13 protein-coding genes are annotated in these 16,780 nt (G+C 35.1%); 8 read left to right on the top strand and 5 right to left on the bottom strand.

Translation table 11 applies throughout. The features are described from left to right. The first annotated feature begins 89 nt into the window (after window positions 1-89). Window positions 90-1,808, top strand: a complete 1,719-nt coding sequence (locus DG435_RS14470; protein WP_106792847.1) for a DUF3472 domain-containing protein — start codon at window positions 90-92, stop codon at window positions 1,806-1,808. 131 nt (window positions 1,809-1,939) lie between these two features. Here DG435_RS14470 and DG435_RS14465 read toward each other — a convergent pair whose 3' ends face one another. Together DG435_RS14465 and DG435_RS14460 are read right to left on the bottom strand one after the other, a co-directional pair. Then, window positions 1,940-2,299, bottom strand: a complete 360-nt coding sequence (locus DG435_RS14465) for a YraN family protein (protein WP_106792848.1) — start codon at window positions 2,297-2,299, stop codon at window positions 1,940-1,942. A 2-nt stretch (window positions 2,300-2,301) separates the two neighbouring features. After that, a complete protein-coding gene (locus DG435_RS14460; RefSeq protein ID WP_106792849.1) occupies window positions 2,302-3,198 on the bottom strand; it encodes an LD-carboxypeptidase in 897 nt (298 codons plus the stop codon). Window positions 3,199-3,402: 204 nt separating this feature from the next. Here DG435_RS14460 and DG435_RS14455 point away from each other — a divergent pair, with 204 nt between their 5' ends. The 6 genes from DG435_RS14455 (at window position 3,403) to DG435_RS14430 (ending at window position 10,633) form a co-directional block, all read left to right on the top strand. After that, window positions 3,403-4,911: a DUF1800 family protein gene (locus DG435_RS14455; RefSeq protein WP_106792850.1), complete on the top strand. Its 1,509-nt coding sequence runs from the start codon at window positions 3,403-3,405 to the stop codon at window positions 4,909-4,911. A 7-nt stretch (window positions 4,912-4,918) separates the two neighbouring features. Further along, window positions 4,919-6,529, top strand: a complete 1,611-nt coding sequence (locus DG435_RS14450) for a DUF1501 domain-containing protein (RefSeq protein WP_106792923.1) — start codon at window positions 4,919-4,921, stop codon at window positions 6,527-6,529. Window positions 6,530-6,632: 103 nt separating this feature from the next. Next, a complete protein-coding gene (gene metG, locus DG435_RS14445; RefSeq protein ID WP_106792851.1) occupies window positions 6,633-8,699 on the top strand; it encodes a methionine--tRNA ligase in 2,067 nt (688 codons plus the stop codon). A 5-nt stretch (window positions 8,700-8,704) separates the two neighbouring features. Next, on the top strand, window positions 8,705-9,607 hold the full coding sequence (locus DG435_RS14440; protein WP_106792852.1) for a histone deacetylase: 903 nt from the start codon (window positions 8,705-8,707) through the stop codon (window positions 9,605-9,607). 64 nt (window positions 9,608-9,671) lie between these two features. Then, entirely contained in the window at window positions 9,672-10,019 is a 348-nt protein-coding gene (locus tag DG435_RS14435; protein ID WP_106792853.1) for a DUF2116 family Zn-ribbon domain-containing protein, read from the top strand. Window positions 10,020-10,078: 59 nt separating this feature from the next. Then, window positions 10,079-10,633: a pyridoxamine 5'-phosphate oxidase family protein gene (locus DG435_RS14430; RefSeq protein WP_106792854.1), complete on the top strand. Its 555-nt coding sequence runs from the start codon at window positions 10,079-10,081 to the stop codon at window positions 10,631-10,633. A 41-nt stretch (window positions 10,634-10,674) separates the two neighbouring features. Here the strand turns inward: DG435_RS14430 and DG435_RS14425 are convergent, their stop codons facing one another. Next, window positions 10,675-11,145, bottom strand: a complete 471-nt coding sequence (locus tag DG435_RS14425) for a CBS domain-containing protein (protein ID WP_074405531.1) — start codon at window positions 11,143-11,145, stop codon at window positions 10,675-10,677. A gap of 213 nt (window positions 11,146-11,358) precedes the next feature. On the opposite strand from DG435_RS14425, the gene DG435_RS14420 reads away from it, so the two are divergent. Then, a complete protein-coding gene (locus DG435_RS14420; protein ID WP_106792855.1) occupies window positions 11,359-13,752 on the top strand; it encodes a M28 family peptidase in 2,394 nt (797 codons plus the stop codon). A gap of 256 nt (window positions 13,753-14,008) precedes the next feature. Here DG435_RS14420 and DG435_RS14415 read toward each other — a convergent pair whose 3' ends face one another. Next, window positions 14,009-14,755, bottom strand: coding sequence for a succinate dehydrogenase/fumarate reductase iron-sulfur subunit (locus DG435_RS14415; RefSeq protein ID WP_106792856.1), 747 nt, complete (start codon window positions 14,753-14,755; stop codon window positions 14,009-14,011). Window positions 14,756-14,761: 6 nt separating this feature from the next. Continuing rightward, window positions 14,762-16,777: a fumarate reductase/succinate dehydrogenase flavoprotein subunit gene (locus DG435_RS14410; RefSeq protein WP_106792857.1), complete on the bottom strand. Its 2,016-nt coding sequence runs from the start codon at window positions 16,775-16,777 to the stop codon at window positions 14,762-14,764. Between the last annotated feature and the right edge of the window lie 3 nt (window positions 16,778-16,780).

Raw genomic sequence — 16,780 nt, 5'->3', positions numbered from 1 at the left:
TTACTAAATCATTATAAGGATATTTGAACAACATCAGAACATAAAAAATGTCTTCATAAAACCAACTAACACTTAACAATCTTTATATTATGAAAAACACAATATTCTTTTTAGTTTTAATTTCGATAATTAATTTTTCTTCTGCGCAAAACTCTGCTCCGTCTTCTCATTTTAGAGCCAACGATAATGGCTCAGGTGATATCCTTATGAAGACCGTAAGGTCTACCATCACTACCAACGCTACTTATTATTGTACAATGCAATGGAATGCCGGTAGTGAAGGAGGGGCATACTGTGGTTTTCAGGATTCCCCAGATAAAGGACATGTCTTTATTTATTCGATTTGGGATCCTAGTAATGGACAGACTATTACTGCCGACTATGTTGGCCCCGGTACAATTGTTGAAAATTTTGGAGGTGAAGGAACGGGATTAAAATCTATGAATCCTACTATTGGATGGAATCTTAATGAATGGAATACCGTAGTAACTCGTCGTTGGAATGTAGGTTCTCACACATATTTTGGTTTTTGGATTCGTAGAGATTCTCAAAACAAATGGTATCATATGGTCACAATGAATTATCCAGTTAGCGATGTGACATTTAATGGCACTACAAATGCCTTTTTGGAAGACTGGCTTAGTACCGGAATGCATAAAAGACGATTTGAAATGAAAGATGGTTTTAAAAGAAAAACAGATGGAACCTGGGTGCCTATGAACCAAGGTACTTATAATCGAAATGTAGAACCTAGATCATCCAATTACACCAACGCCGTAGATGCAGGAGTCGATGATGGAATCTATTTTATGCAAAGTGGAGGAAATACATCTCCAAGTTTTTCTAGTAATCCTCCTATTACCTTTAATACCGACACAAATTCTACACCTTCAAATCCTACTATTTCATTTTCAATACAATCCGCATCTTCCACAAATATTTCATGGAATGTACCTGTATCTTCAACTCCTCAATTTAAGTATACAATCAAAGTAGATGGTAACATCGTAAAATCCGTAATTGCCCCAGAAACTAGATCTTCATCGATATCGGCTTCTTCAGGAAGTGTTGTAGAAATTATACTAGAAGACATCCTAGGAAGAATAAGTAAACACTCTATAACTGTCGATAATAGTACTCTTACAAGTGGTACTTACAAAATCACTTTTGAGCACAATGGAGAAGCTTTGACTGCTCAAGGAGATTCTAATGGTTCTAATGTTCAAATCAATAACTATAATGGTAGCGATTTACAAAAATGGAAAGTAACCAATTTAGGTAATAATACATACAAAATTATAAATGTAAATAGCGAAAAATCTTTGGATGTTTTTGGACAAAACAATGGTGACAATATAGGACTATACACATATCACGGAGGGCCAAATCAAAAGTGGAAAATAAATTCGCTTGGCCCAAATATTTATAAAGTTATAGATTCTAGAAGTCAGAAGTCCATAGATGCCTTTGGAGTAAACAATAACGCAAATGTTGGCATTTATGAGTATCATGGTGGTAATAACCAAAGGCTTAAATTTACTTCTATTTCAACAGTAAAAAATAAAAACGATATTCAGACAAATTTATCTCTGTATACAAATCATGAGTTAGGTATTTTAAATATTCGAATAAATGATGCCATAGAAGGAAAAACAGATATAGATGTGTATACCATTCAGGGAACAAGAATTATTCATAAAGAAATCTCTACACAAAGTGCTTCTGAAATTAATATTTCCGATTTAGCAAAAGGCATATATATTATTAAGTCAGGAAGAAGTTTAATAAAAAAGTTTGTTGTTAAATAGACAAACCCCAATCCAAAATTATAAAATAATTTAAGGGGCCATTTTATAAGCCCCTTATTTTTTTTAATTACTGAGTTTTTCCTCTTTATTTCATATTCAAGGATTACAAATTTTATAAAGACACAACATTCTCAAAAATGATAAAATGCATCCTCCAGATGCTCTATCCTGGTGCCCAATTTATTTTTTATAATAGCGATGATATCAAAACGTACTTCTACATCCAAATCTTGGTCAGTAACATAATGATCAATGACCTTAACCAGAGATTGTATTTGTTTAGGTTTTACAAAATCCTGAGGATTACCAAATTCGGGTGTGCTTCGCGTCTTTACTTCTACTGCAACCACAGTATTCTCTTTTCTGGCAATAATATCAACTTCATGTTTCAGATACCTATAATTTCTTTCTAGAATAGTATATCCTTTTTCGATAAGAAAATCAACCGCCATTTTTTCTCCTTTTTTACCAAGAACATTATGTTCTGCCATACTTATATATATTCTAATGTTACTTGATCCTTATCGACTTGTAAAAAAGCTTCTGCACCCATAATCAAAGCTCTATTATCCTCAACATGCCCCATTGGGAAATTAAACACTACCGGAAAATCATACTCCTGCGCAATGTCGAGAATAATCCTTTTAGCTTTTTTACCAAAGGAAACATTATTATCATGCATTTTGGTCATTCCTCCAACAATCAATCCAGATAAATTGTCGAAATACCCATTACGTTTAAGGTTTTGCAACATACGATCGATATGATAAAGATACTCATCAAGATCCTCTATACATAAAATTTTACCCGAAGTGTCCAAAGAAGATGCAGAACCACATAGAGAATATAAAATAGATAAGTTACCTCCTACTAACCTACCTCTACAGCTTCCTACAATATTTTTTTTAGAAGAAAGAATGTTATACTTAACTTTTTTACCAAAAACAGTATCTTTTAACGAGGCTATCGACGCTTCTGTTCCTTTATGGATATCTATTGGCATAGGCGCATGTAACGAGCATATACCTAGTTTATGTAGATGAGAGTGTAGCACAGTAACATCAGAATATCCTATAATCCATTTTGGGTATTTCAACATATTTGAAAAATCAATTTTATCGATGATTCTTACAGTTCCATACCCTCCTCTTGCACACCATATTCCCTTAATCTCCTTATCATCTAACATCTTTTGAAAATCAGATGCTCGTTCCTGATCTGATCCCGCAAACTGATTATTTTCTTTCCCTATTGTCGAACCTAATACAGGTACTAACCCCCATGTTTCTAATATTGCAATAGCTTCTTTTATTTCTTTTAGGTTAATTTTTCTTGCAGTAGAAACAATAGCTATTTTATCTCCTGTTTTAACAAAATCGGGCCTTCGCATTTTAGTTATAAGTTTTTAAAAAAATTGTAGTCTAATAGAATTCTCTTTGTAAAAAGCATTTATTTTACAGGTAGCTGTAACTATTTCCTATGATTTTTCTTAATTTTTCTATTTTACAATACTAATTAACAAATACTTTCGTTATAATCTATTATATTGTAAGGAATTTTGTCCCCGTTACTCTACTTTTAAACCCTATTGCCTATGATGTCGGATACTTCATGTAATCTTGCTTCCCTAGCAGAATATGTGCCTTCTCCAGGAAACCCCTGGAACGTAAGCAAAATAAATCATTTGTATCGTAGAATTGCTTTTGGAGCATCAAAAGCAGAGGTTCTTGCTGCTTTGGCTCAAAACAATCCTTCTGCATTGGTTGATCAGCTTATTGATGATGCTATTGCTCTAAATGCCACTCCCCCTCCAGCATGGGGTTTATGGAATAGAGATCAATTTGAAGCTGCCGAGACAGCTAACCCAAATAACGATATAGGGTTCTATCGAACCCAAGGAAAAAATCAAATGATAAATGATTTGATCCAAAATAAGGTAAGAGAGCGTCTTACATTGTTTTGGAGCAATCATTTTGTCACCGAAGATGACACCTATCGCAGCCCCGCATATCAATCTCAATATTATAACCTTCTTCAAATGCACGCATTGGGGAATTTTAGGGATTTTGTATACGATATAGGTATATCGAATGCCATGTTGGTATATCTTAACGGCGATGAAAATATAAGGGATAGACCTAATGAAAATTATGCCCGAGAGCTATATGAGCTTTTTACTCTTGGTGTAGACAATGCATATACAGAAGATGATATTCAGGAAACAGCAAAAGCGCTAACCGGGTATGTCAATACAAATGATATCCCCTGGGGAGATGTTCTTTTTGACCCAGCACAGTTTAGCAATGACTCCAAAACTATTTTCGGTCAAACCGGAAACTGGACCTATGACGATGTTGTTAATATTTTATTTCAACAAAGAAGTAATCAAGTTGCAACTTTTATTTGCGCAAAACTGTACACCTATTTTGTAAGCCCTACTTGTAATGATGCTATTGTTGCTCAAATGGTGCAAACTTTTATTACAAGCGGTTATCAAATAGCAGCAGTACTTCGCCAATTATTTAAAAGTGAACATTTTTTTAATATAGAAGCTATAGGGGCAATTATCAAAAGCCCTTGTGATTTAAACATAAGTTTTTTTAATGAATTAGGATTTGCGCTACCTGCAGATGTAGATCATATCGATTTTTACCGAAATACAGTACGCACATTGGGACAAGACGTATTAAACCCAATAGATGTTGAAGGTTGGCAAGGTGATGACGACTGGATTAGCCCCGATTTATTGATCGGTCGCTGGGAAAGTATTCGATATATTGTAAGTCGAACATGGAGCCAAAATCAGGAACAATTTAGAGATTTTTTAGTAGGAATGCCAATCGGCGAACAAAGCGATGGAAATCTACTAGTATCTACTGCAGATGTAGATCTTGTGGTAAGAACTATTCTAAATTATTTCTTTCCAAGAGGGATTGGTGATGCCATTACTTTTGCAGAAGCTTTAGGAGCTTTTAAGATTGATGGTATCCCAGACAATTATTATGAAGATGGTACGTGGACTTTAGGTTTTCCTCAAGTACCTCAGCAATTTGCTGCTCTACTAGATTACATTGCAGAAATCCCTGAATTCCAACTTAAATAAAAATCTTATGTGCGAAACTAATCACTCCCAGAATATAAAAAAAGATGGGTCTTGTAATACAGAAGACCATATAAAATGGAACAGAAGATCTTTCCTTCAGGCATTAGGCCTTGTTGGTGGAGGATCAATGATGTTGGGGAACACACCCCTTTCGGTTTCACGACCTTCCCCTTTATCAATAGCCCTTAGCCAGGCACCAAATGACAATATTCTAATTCTTGTTAGACTTCAAGGAGGTAATGATGGATTTAATACCATTATACCTGTTTATGATTATGATATTTATGCCAATGCCAGACCTCTTATAAAAATCCCTCCAAGTGAATTCATTACGCTTGATGATGATTATGCTATGCCAAAACCAATGAACAAATTAGAAAGTGTTTGGGGTGATGGTCAAATGAGAGTCGTTCATGGTGTAGGTTACGAAGATTCATCTTTATCTCACTTTAGAGGTTCTGATATCTATGCCAATACCAACTTAGAAGAAGAAGATAGAACTGGTTTTATGGGAAGATATTTTCAGGAAATTTACCCCGATTATATTTTTAACCCACCAGCCAGCCCTCCTTCTATACAGATAGGAAGTATAGGGAACCTAATTTTTAAAGGGCCAGAGAATGATTTCTCTTTTGCCGTTTCTGATCCTAGAAGATTACTACAGATTGCAGAGAACGGGACGTCGTATAGTACAGATGGTCTTGGAGAATGTACTTATGATGACAGAGTAAGACATCTTAGAGAAGTTACAAACACTACATTTACTTATGCCGATGTAATTAGTGCAGCATACGAACGATCTACTGATTTTGGTGGGTATCTCGATGATAGCCTGGGTAGACAATTAAGTATTATTTCCAGGTTAATCAAAGGAAACCTAGGAACCAAAGTATATTTAGTGACTTTAGGTGGGTTCGACACTCATAACAATCAAATACAAAGACACCAGGAGCTTCTTAATTCATTTTCTGAAGCCATAAGTAACTTCTATAAAGATCTTACCGCAGCAGGATGGGATGATAAAGTACTTACTATGACTATGTCTGAATTTGGCAGACGATTTAGAGAAAATGGATCTCTGGGAACAGATCATGGTACTGCAGCACCAACCATGTTTTTTGGTTCTGCCCTTAACGGAAACGGTTTTGCTGGGGAACATCCTGATTTATCAAACTTAACCCGCGGGGGTAATGTATTTAACACTACAGATTTCAGGCAGGTTTATGCTACTGTAATGAAAGATTGGTTATGTATTGATGAAAACACAGTAGGAAGAGTCCTTCTGGATGGCTCCTTTGAATCCTTAGACTTAGGGTTCAATTGTTCTGGTATTAATCCTAATATCCCTATCGATGGAGAAGGAATCACCCATATTGTTACCTATAGTGACAGTCAAACCTATATAAATATTGCAAATCCAGAAACCACTCATGTAGATATAGCACTTTATAATGTGATAGGACAAAAAGTAGCTACCTTAAGAAATGAGGTGTTAACAGAAGGAGAACATGTTATTGATGTAAAACTATCTGCAAATACAAGGCTAAGTACTGGCCCTTATGTATATCAGATTCAGACCAATAATGGTAATTATAGCAAATCAATTTTGATTTCATAAAATAGATTAATGTAACCCTTGCATTCATTCAAAATAATTGGATGATGCAAGGGTTATATTTTGCAAGTGTTTTTATTACCTTTGTGCCTTATTTTTTAGCATTATGAGCACGACGGGAAGATATACAATTACAGCAGCTTTACCATATACCAATGGCCCTATTCACATAGGTCACCTTGCAGGGGTTTATATCCCAGCAGATATTTACTCTCGTTTCCTTAGAATGACTGGCAATGATGTTGCTTTTATTTGTGGTAGTGATGAGCATGGCGCTGCTATCCCTATGCGAGCTAAAAAAGAAGGAGTTTCACCACAAGTAATTATAGATAAGTACCATACAATCATTAAAAAGTCTTTTAATGATTTTGGAATTTCATTTGATAATTACTCAAGAACTTCTGCTCCTATTCATCATGAAACCGCTTCAGAATTTTTCAAAAAATTATACGATGACGGTAAGTTTATTGAAGAAACATCAGAACAGTTATACGATCCAGAAGCTGATCAATTTCTGGCAGATCGATTTGTAGTAGGTACTTGCCCTAAGTGCGGTCACGAAGAAGCATATGGTGATCAATGCGAAAATTGTGGTAGTTCTCTTAATGCAACAGATCTTATCAATCCAAAATCAACAATTTCTGGTGCAGAGCCTATCCTAAAACAAACCAAACACTGGTTTTTACCACTAGATCAATATGAGAGTTTTTTAAGAGAATGGGTTCTCGACGGGCATAAAAAAGATTGGAAAACCAATGTATATGGCCAAATCAAATCCTGGGTAGATGATGGATTACGCCCTCGTGCAGTAACACGTGATTTGGATTGGGGAATTCCTGTTCCGGTAGCTGGTGCAGAAGGAAAAGTACTGTATGTATGGTTTGATGCTCCTATAGGATATATCTCTTCTACCAAAGAATGGGCAGCACAAGAAGGAAAAGACTGGGAACCCTACTGGAAAGATAAGAACACCAAATTAGTTCATTTTATAGGAAAAGATAATATAGTTTTTCACTGTATTATTTTCCCTAGTATGCTCAAAGCGGAAGGAAGTTATATACTCCCCGAAAACGTGCCTGCTAATGAGTTTTTAAATCTTGAAGGTAATAAACTCTCTACATCAAAAAACTGGGCAGTCTGGTTACATGAATATCTTGAAGAATTTCCTGATCAACAGGACGTATTACGATACGCATTAACTGCCAACGCTCCCGAAACTAAAGACAATGACTTTACCTGGAAAGATTTTCAGGCTCGAAATAACAATGAATTGGTAGCCATATTCGGAAACTTTATCAATCGAGTAGTTGTATTGACTAATAAATATTATAATGGTGTAATACCATTACCGGGCGCTTTTTCTGAAGTTGATGAGCAAACCTTAGCAGAACTTAAAGCCTATCCTGCGGTTATCTCGAGTTCTATAGAACGATATCGATTTAGAGAAGCCAGCCAGGAATTACTAAATGTCGCTCGATTAGGGAACAAATATCTGGCAGACGAAGAACCTTGGAAATTGATTAAAACAGACGAAGAGCGTACCAAAACTATTATGTATGTTGCATTGCAAATTGCATCTGCATTAGCTACACTATCAGAGCCATTTCTACCATTCACTTCAAGAAAATTAAAATCAATCCTTGGCTTTTCGAGACTTGATCAAGAATCTACATGGAATGAAGTTGCAACAAAAGAAGTACTTCTTCCGGCAGGACATCAAATCGAAAAAGGAGAATTGTTATTCTCTAAAATCGAAGATGTTGAAATCCAAAAACAATTAGATAAATTGGAAGCAACTAAAAAAGCTAACGAAGCTGAAAATAAAGTGGTAGAACCACAAAAAGACACAGCAACTTTTGATGATTTCACCAAATTGGATATCCGTGTTGGGACTATCATCGAAGCTGAGAAAATGCCTAAAGCCAAAAAGCTTTTAGTACTTAAAGTAGATACAGGAATTAATATCAGAACGATCGTTTCAGGTATAGCAGAACACTTTTCTCCAGAGGAAATTGTAGGTAAAAAGGTAACGGTTCTGGTTAACCTTGCTCCAAGAGCATTGAGAGGTGTAGAAAGTGAAGGAATGATCTTAATGACAGAGACTCCAGAAGGGAAACTGGTATTTCTAAATCCTGATGAGGATGGTGTGAATTCTGGGGCAATTGTTAGTTAAGTTATATGCTTAAAATAGCATATCACCCAATTTATACTCATCCTTTACCAGAAAAGCATCGATTCCCGATGGTTAAATACGAGCTATTACCTAAACAATTACTTTATGAAGGAACCTGTAAAGAAGAGAATTTCTTTACCCCTAATATCGCAGATGCAGCACCTATTCTAACAGTCCACACAAAAGACTATTATACAAGTCTTATCGAATTATCATTAGATCCCAAAACAGCTCGAAAAATTGGTTTTCCGTTATCAAAAGAGCTCATTGATCGTGAAATGATTATCACCGATGGTACGATTAAAGCTTCAGAATATGCCATACAATATGGTATCGCTATGAATATTGCTGGCGGTACTCATCATGCATATACAGATCGTGGTGAAGCATTTTGCCTACTAAATGATCAAGCCATTGGAGCACGATATCTTTTACAACATAATTTGGTGAAAAAAGTTTTGATCGTAGATCTTGATGTACACCAAGGTAACGGAACCGCAGAAATATTCGAAAATGATGATACTGTATTCACGTTCTCGATGCATGGAGCAAACAATTATCCATTTAAAAAAGAAAAATCAGATCTGGATATTGAACTCCCCAATCAAACCGAAGATCACGAATACTTAAGAATCCTAAAAGAAACTCTTCCTCAACTCATCAATGACCAGAAACCTGATTTTATGTATTATTTGAGTGGTGTAGACATCTTATCTACCGATAAATTAGGAAAATTAGGGTGTACTCTGTCTGGTTGTGCAGAACGTGACAGATTTGTACTTCAGACATGCAAGGATCTTGACATCCCAGTAATGTGCTCTATGGGAGGTGGCTATTCTCCAGATATCAAAACCATTATAGAAGCACACGCCAACACCTACAGATTAGCACAAGATATTTTCTTTTAATACCTTATATTAATCATTTGTAAACGGATATTTATTGTATCTTCAACATCAAATACTTTTTTAAATGCAAAAAGAATGTCCGGTATGTGGTGACAAAATCATTGGTAGAGCAGATAAAAAATTCTGCAGTGATTATTGTCGTAATGCATATAACAATCAGCTTAACAAGGATAGCAAAAACCTGATACGCAATATCAATAACTTGTTACGCAAAAACTATCGAATTCTTGAAGAATTAAACCCAAAAGATAAGACTAAAACCACCAAAACAAAGCTAATGACTATGGGCTTTGATTTTCAGCATTTTACCAGTATTTATGTTACTAAAACCGGAAATACCTATTATTTTATATATGATCAGGGATACCTCCCGCTAGAGAATGATTTTTATGCGATTGTAAAAAGAAATTAAAATAATCCTATTTTCTGGGAATCACTTACCCAGGATAAATAGATTATAACCTTAAGAAAATGGCAAAAATACTAACCGAGATAAGCTCAGAATTAAAAGAATTTATAGCAAAACAAAAAGTTTTCTTTGTAGGAACCGCAGCCAATGAAGGACGAGTTAATATTTCCCCCAAGGGAATGGATACATTTCGGGTTATTGGACCAAACAAAATTGTTTGGCTTAATCTTACAGGAAGTGGAAATGAAACTGCCGCTCATGTAATAAAAAATAATAGAATGACTATTCTATTCTGTGCTTTTGAAGCAAAACCCTTAATCTTGAGATTATACGGAACTGCCAGTATATTTCATAAACAAGATGAAACATATCATAACTATATTCATCTATTTCCTAAGATCATTGGTTCTCGACAAATTATTGAAATGTATGTAGATATGGTACAAACCTCTTGCGGATATGCTGTTCCGTTTATGGATTTTAAAGAAGAAAGAACACAATTAAAATCCTGGTCTGAAAAACAAGGAGAAGAGCGATTAGAAAATTATCAAAAAGAAAAGAATGCTTTTAGTATTGATGGTTTCGAAACAAGAATAACGGGTTCTGATAAAAAATAAGAATTATTAAATCCGTTATTCTTAGCTTCTGATAATATTGATTAGCGATTTCTCCAATTTTGGCTATTCATTTTCAATGCTGCTTTCATTACATCTTTTTGACTAATTTGCCCAACTAGTTTACCATCTTCCAGAATAGGAAAGCGTCTTCTTTTGGTCTGTAAAAACTTATTTGCTGCATCAAAAATATTGAGATTACCATCTATTGTTTCTACATTTTTAGCCATAAACTTTTCTACTCTAGCATCCTCAATAGGCATATTATAATAACGACTTTCATTTAATTGTTTGATACAATCACCTTCAGAAATAACACCTAATAATTGATTATTATCGTCAACCACAGGTCCTCCTGATATTTTATGCTTTACTAATGCCTCGATAACTTCCATAACTGGTTGATCAGGACTAAATGTAATCAAATCTCTTGTCATATAATCCGAGACTTTTATAAGTGTCTCATCCTGCTTCTTCGTCTTAGAGCGAGCTCCTTGAAAACTGATTATTCCCATAATATCTAATGATTTAGTGAATCTTAAATATAGTGATTTACAACAACTTATTCAAGTTAGACTTTAATTTTAATGTAATTAAAATCTAATTTTTATACCTTTATCAGTAACATTTTTTAACTATTGAATGAAATCATCAATTATCATTTCGGAAGGTATATTTTTAATAATTGTAGCTTATTTCTTACCTTTAGCCTAAATCAATACTCACACATGCGAAAGTTTCCCTCTTTACTTACGTTACTCCTCATTTTTATTTCATTAGCTTACACATTTTACAGCAGTAAACCACAAAAAATAACAGATCTCAAGACCTCTAAACAGGAATTTTCTACACTTCGTGCTTTAGAACATGTAAAAAACATCTCTAAAGAATGCCATTATCTGGGTAGTTCTGCACATGAAGAAACGAAAACATATATCCTGAATGAATTAAAAAAACTGGGACTGCAGCCCGAAATTCAAGAAGGTATTTCTATTTCTGACGGAGGAACAATAGGCAAACCTAAAAATATTATTGCAAAGATTAAAGGAAGCAATTCTACAAAGTCGTTAGTCCTCATGTCTCATTATGACAGTTCTCCACATTCTTCATATGGTGCTAGTGATGCTGGTAGTGGTGTTGCAACTATACTTGAAGGAATCAGAGCATATTTGGCTACCAATAAAGTTCCAAAAAATGATATTATCATTTGTATAACTGATGGAGAGGAGCTTGGACTTAATGGGGCGAATCTTTTTATGAAAAAGCATCCCTCAGCCAAAGATGTTGGACTTGCTCTTAATTTTGAAGCCAGAGGAAGTGGCGGTAATTCTTATATGCTTATAGAAACTAATGGTAAGAATGGAAAAATGATTAGTGAATTCTCTAAAGCTGGTGTAAAATATCCTGTTACTAATTCTCTTGCTTATAGCATTTACAAAATGCTACCTAATGATACCGATCTTACAGTTTTAAGAGAACAAGGGAATATCGAAGGGTTCAACTTTGCTTTTATCGATGATCATTTTGATTATCATACAGCCAATGACACATGGCAAAATCTAGATCTAAACACATTACAGCATCAAGGGAGTTATCTCATGCCTCTACTCTCCTACTTTTCTGAAGTCGATCTGAATACCCTTAAATCTGATCGGGATTATATTTATTTTAATGCTCCAATTTTTAATCTTGTTAAATATCCTTTTAGTTGGATATACATCTTATTGATAATTGCAATTATCTTATTTATAGGATTAATTTTTTATGGAAAATTTGCATATCGAATAGATTTCAGAGAAGTTTTAGTAGGATTAGGTGCTTTCCTTTTATGCCTTATACTTGCAGGAGGTTTAACTGTTGGAGGGTGGCAGTTGATTAAGGTTATCTATCCTCATTATAATGAAATTCAACATGGATTTACTTATAATGGCTATCAGTATATTGCTGTCTTTGTTTTATTATCTATAGCCATTTGCTTTAAGATATATGCCCGGTTTAGTAAAAGTAAAAATCAAGCTAGTTTACTCATAGGTCCATTGTTTATTTGGTTAATTATTTGTACCCTGGCGGCCGTATACCTTAAAGGTGCAAGTTATTTTATAATCATTGCATTATTTGGATTGATATCATTAGTTGTTCTTATTCGGCAAAAAAGACCTAATCCAATATTAATGGTTGTTTTGGCACTACCAGCTATCTTTATCGTATCTCCTTTTATTGTATCTTTTCCCGTGGCTTTAGGCTTAAAGATTCTTTTTGTCTCTTCTGTATTGTCAGTACTGTTGTTTGGCGCATTAATCCCAGTATTTGGATTCTACAAAAGAAAAAAACTATTTGGCAATTTATGTCTTCTTCTAAGTTTAGTTTTCTTTATTGCTGCTCATATAAAATCAGACTTTACCGAAAAACGACAAAAACCTAATAGTCTTGTCTATATCTTGGATACCGATCAAAATAAGGCCGTTTGGGCTTCTTATGATAATATTCTTGATTCCTGGACACAAAATTATATCAATCCAGAAGAAAACATTGCCGAAACTTATAATGCAAACACACTACAAAGTAAATACAGAAGGTCTTTTGCTTATGCCAATCAGGCACCTATCAAGAGTATTGGTCAACCAAAATTAGACATCAGTAAAGATACTATAATCGGAAACCTGAGACATCTGGAGTTGTGTATTGCACCTCAGCGAGATATCCAAAGAGTTGATTTATATACCGAAACCTTGTTTAATTTTGACGCTTTACGAGTTAATGGTGAAACAGCAGTAGATTTTGACTACTCTGATGGCAAAACCTATAATGCATTTACAAAAAGATGGGGTCAAAACCTGCTTACTTATCATGTAAGTAAAAATCAACCACTAGAATTACAAATGCAGTTTCATAAGGACTCATTACCGAAATTTGTTTTATATGAATCCTCATATGATTTACTTACTAATGAGCATTTCTCAATCCCGTCGAGAAATAAAAATATGATGCCTAAACCATTTGTAATAAATGATGCTGTTGTTATTAAAAAAGGGTTTGCAATAGAAGAGTATCAGGAGAAAAAAATTGATACCACACTCACATTAGACAATACATCTATCCAATCCCAAGTAATCAATGAATAAATTCATGTATTAAATAAGTTTGGTATTCAGGAAATGATTCTTGCGATCTCTATAATTGTTTTTTGTGGAATTAAGAGTAATCCTTCAATATATTAAGAAACTGGCTTAAATCCATCTTTAACCGCCCAAAAATGGCTAATCGAACCCAACAACTAATATCAAATAGCATATTATCAATATCCTGAAAAAATTATTTCATAAAAAAACCGAAGTACCATATACCTCGGTTTCTATTTTATAACTTAAAGCAAAGTGATTATCCTTTCATACTTGCCTTTAAATATTCACGATTCATTCGTGCTATATTTTCTAATGATATCCCTTTAGGACATTCGATTTCACAAGCACCAGTATTGGTACAGTTACCAAATCCTTCTTCATCCATTTGGTTTACCATTGCCAGTACACGTTCTGTAGCTTCTACCTGACCTTGTGGTAGCAATGCAAATTGCGAAACTTTAGCCGAAGTAAATAACATAGCCGAAGCATTTTTACATGCAGCTACACAAGCACCACAACCGATACAAGTTGCTGCATCCATAGCCTCGTCTGCATCTTCTTTACGAATAGGAATAGCATTTGCATCTTGTGTATTTCCTGAAGTATTAACAGAAATATACCCTCCTGCATGCTGTATACGCTCAAAAGAAGAGCGGTCTACCATTAAATCCTTTACTACAGGAAATGCTTTTGCTCTAAACGGCTCTATATAAATAGTATCTCCATTGTTAAACTTACGCATATGCAATTGACAGGTAGTCACTAAACGATCCGGCCCATGAGGTTCTCCATTGATTTGTAACGAACAGGCTCCGCAGATCCCTTCTCTACAATCATGATCAAAAACTACAGGCTCCTCCCCTTTATTGATCAAGTCTTCATTTAACACGTCTAACATTTCTAAAAAAGACATGTCTCCTTCTATTCCAGAAATTTTATAGTCTACTAACTTTCCTTTGGAATCAGCATCACTTTGACGCCATATTTTTAATGTAAGATTCATAGCTTTTTATTTATAAGAACGTGTTTTTAATTCAATGTTTTCGAAGACCAGATCTTCTTTATGCAGTTCGGCATCTTTAGGCTCTCCTTTGTACTCCCACGCTGCTACATACTTAAAGTTTTTATCGTCTCTAAGTGCTTCTCCTTTTTGTTCTCCAGACTGTTCTACAGATTCTTCTCTAAAATGTCCTCCACAAGATTCATTGCGATTTAATGCATCTTTGGCAAATAACTCTCCCAATTCTAAGAAATCAGCTACTCTTCCTGCCTTTTCTAATTCTGGATTCATACTATTAACCGTTCCCGGAACTTTTACATTTTTCCAGAAATCTTCCCGTAGTACTGCGATTTCTTCGATAGCTTCTTTTAGTTCTTTCTCATTACGAGACATTCCACATTTATTCCACATGATTTTACCTAACTTCTTATGGTAATAATCTACAGAATGTTCTCCTGATCCACCCATTAATTTCTCGATACGATCTTTAACTTCTTTTTCGGCTTGATCAAACTCTGGTGTATCTGTTGGGATTTTCCCTGTTCTAATATCACTAGATAAATAATCTCCAATCGTATATGGTAACACAAAATATCCGTCTGCTAGCCCTTGCATCAATGCTGATGCTCCAAGACGGTTTGCACCGTGATCAGAGAAATTTGCTTCTCCTGCGGCATAACATCCTGGTATAGTAGTTTGTAAGTTATAATCTACCCAAAGACCTCCCATGGTATAATGCACAGCAGGATAGATCATCATCGGAGATTTATAAGGATTCTCATCTACAATCTTTTCATACATCTGAAATAGATTCCCATATTTACTTTCGATAACTTCCTCTCCCATCTTCGTAATTTCTTCCTTAGAAGGGTTATGCATACCCGAAGTCATTGCTTTTTCTTTTCCGTATCGTTGGATTGCTGATGCAAAATCCAGATATACAGCTTCTCCTGTTTTATTCACTCCAAAACCGGCATCACAACGTTCTTTTGCTGCTCTCGAAGCTACATCACGTGGTACCAGGTTACCAAAAGCTGGATAACGACGCTCCAGATAGTAATCTCTTTCTTCTTCAGACAACTGCGTTGGTTTCAATTTACCTTCACGTATAGCTTCTACATCCTCCATTCTTTTTGGCACCCATATACGACCATCGTTACGCAACGATTCAGACATTAATGTTAATTTAGACTGATGATCTCCAGATACTGGTATACAAGTTGGGTGAATCTGGGTATAACAAGGATTTGCAAAGAAAGCTCCTCTACGGTGTGCTCTCCATGCTGCCATTACGTTACTCCCCATTGCATTGGTACTTAAATAAAATACATTTCCGTATCCACCACTTGCTAATACCACAGCGTGAGCAGAATGACGTTCTATTTCTCCTGTAACCAGATCGCGAGCAATAATTCCACGAGCTTTACCATCAACCTTCACCAAATCTAACATTTCGTGACGGTTAAAAGTTTGTATTTTCCCCCTGTTAATCTGGCGATTCATTGCAGAATATGCTCCAAGAAGCAATTGTTGCCCTGTTTGTCCTTTGGCATAAAATGTACGAGATACCAATACCCCTCCAAAAGAACGGTTATCTAACAATCCGCCATATTCACGTGCAAAAGGAACTCCTTGTGCTACGCACTGATCTATAATATTTCCTGAAACTTCTGCCAATCGATATACATTAGCTTCACGAGAACGATAATCTCCTCCTTTTACAGTATCATAAAACAGTCGGTAATCAGAATCACCATCACCCTGATAGTTTTTTGCTGCATTAATTCCTCCTTGCGCTGCAATCGAATGTGCACGACGAGGAGAATCAGAATAACAGAATGTTTTCACATTATATCCAAGCTCGGCCAATGTAGCAGCCGCACTTCCTCCTGCTAATCCTGTACCAACAACGATAACATCTATGTTTCGTTTATTCGCTGGATTAACCAGGTTAATTTTATTTTTATAATTTGTCCACTTATCTGCCAGTGGACCTTCAGGTATTTTAGAATCTAAAATTGACATACT

The organism is Aquimarina sp. Aq78 (assembly GCF_900299525.1).
Classification (GTDB): Bacteria; Bacteroidota; Bacteroidia; order Flavobacteriales; family Flavobacteriaceae; genus Aquimarina.
This window is presented reverse-complemented; position numbering and strand designations above follow the sequence as displayed.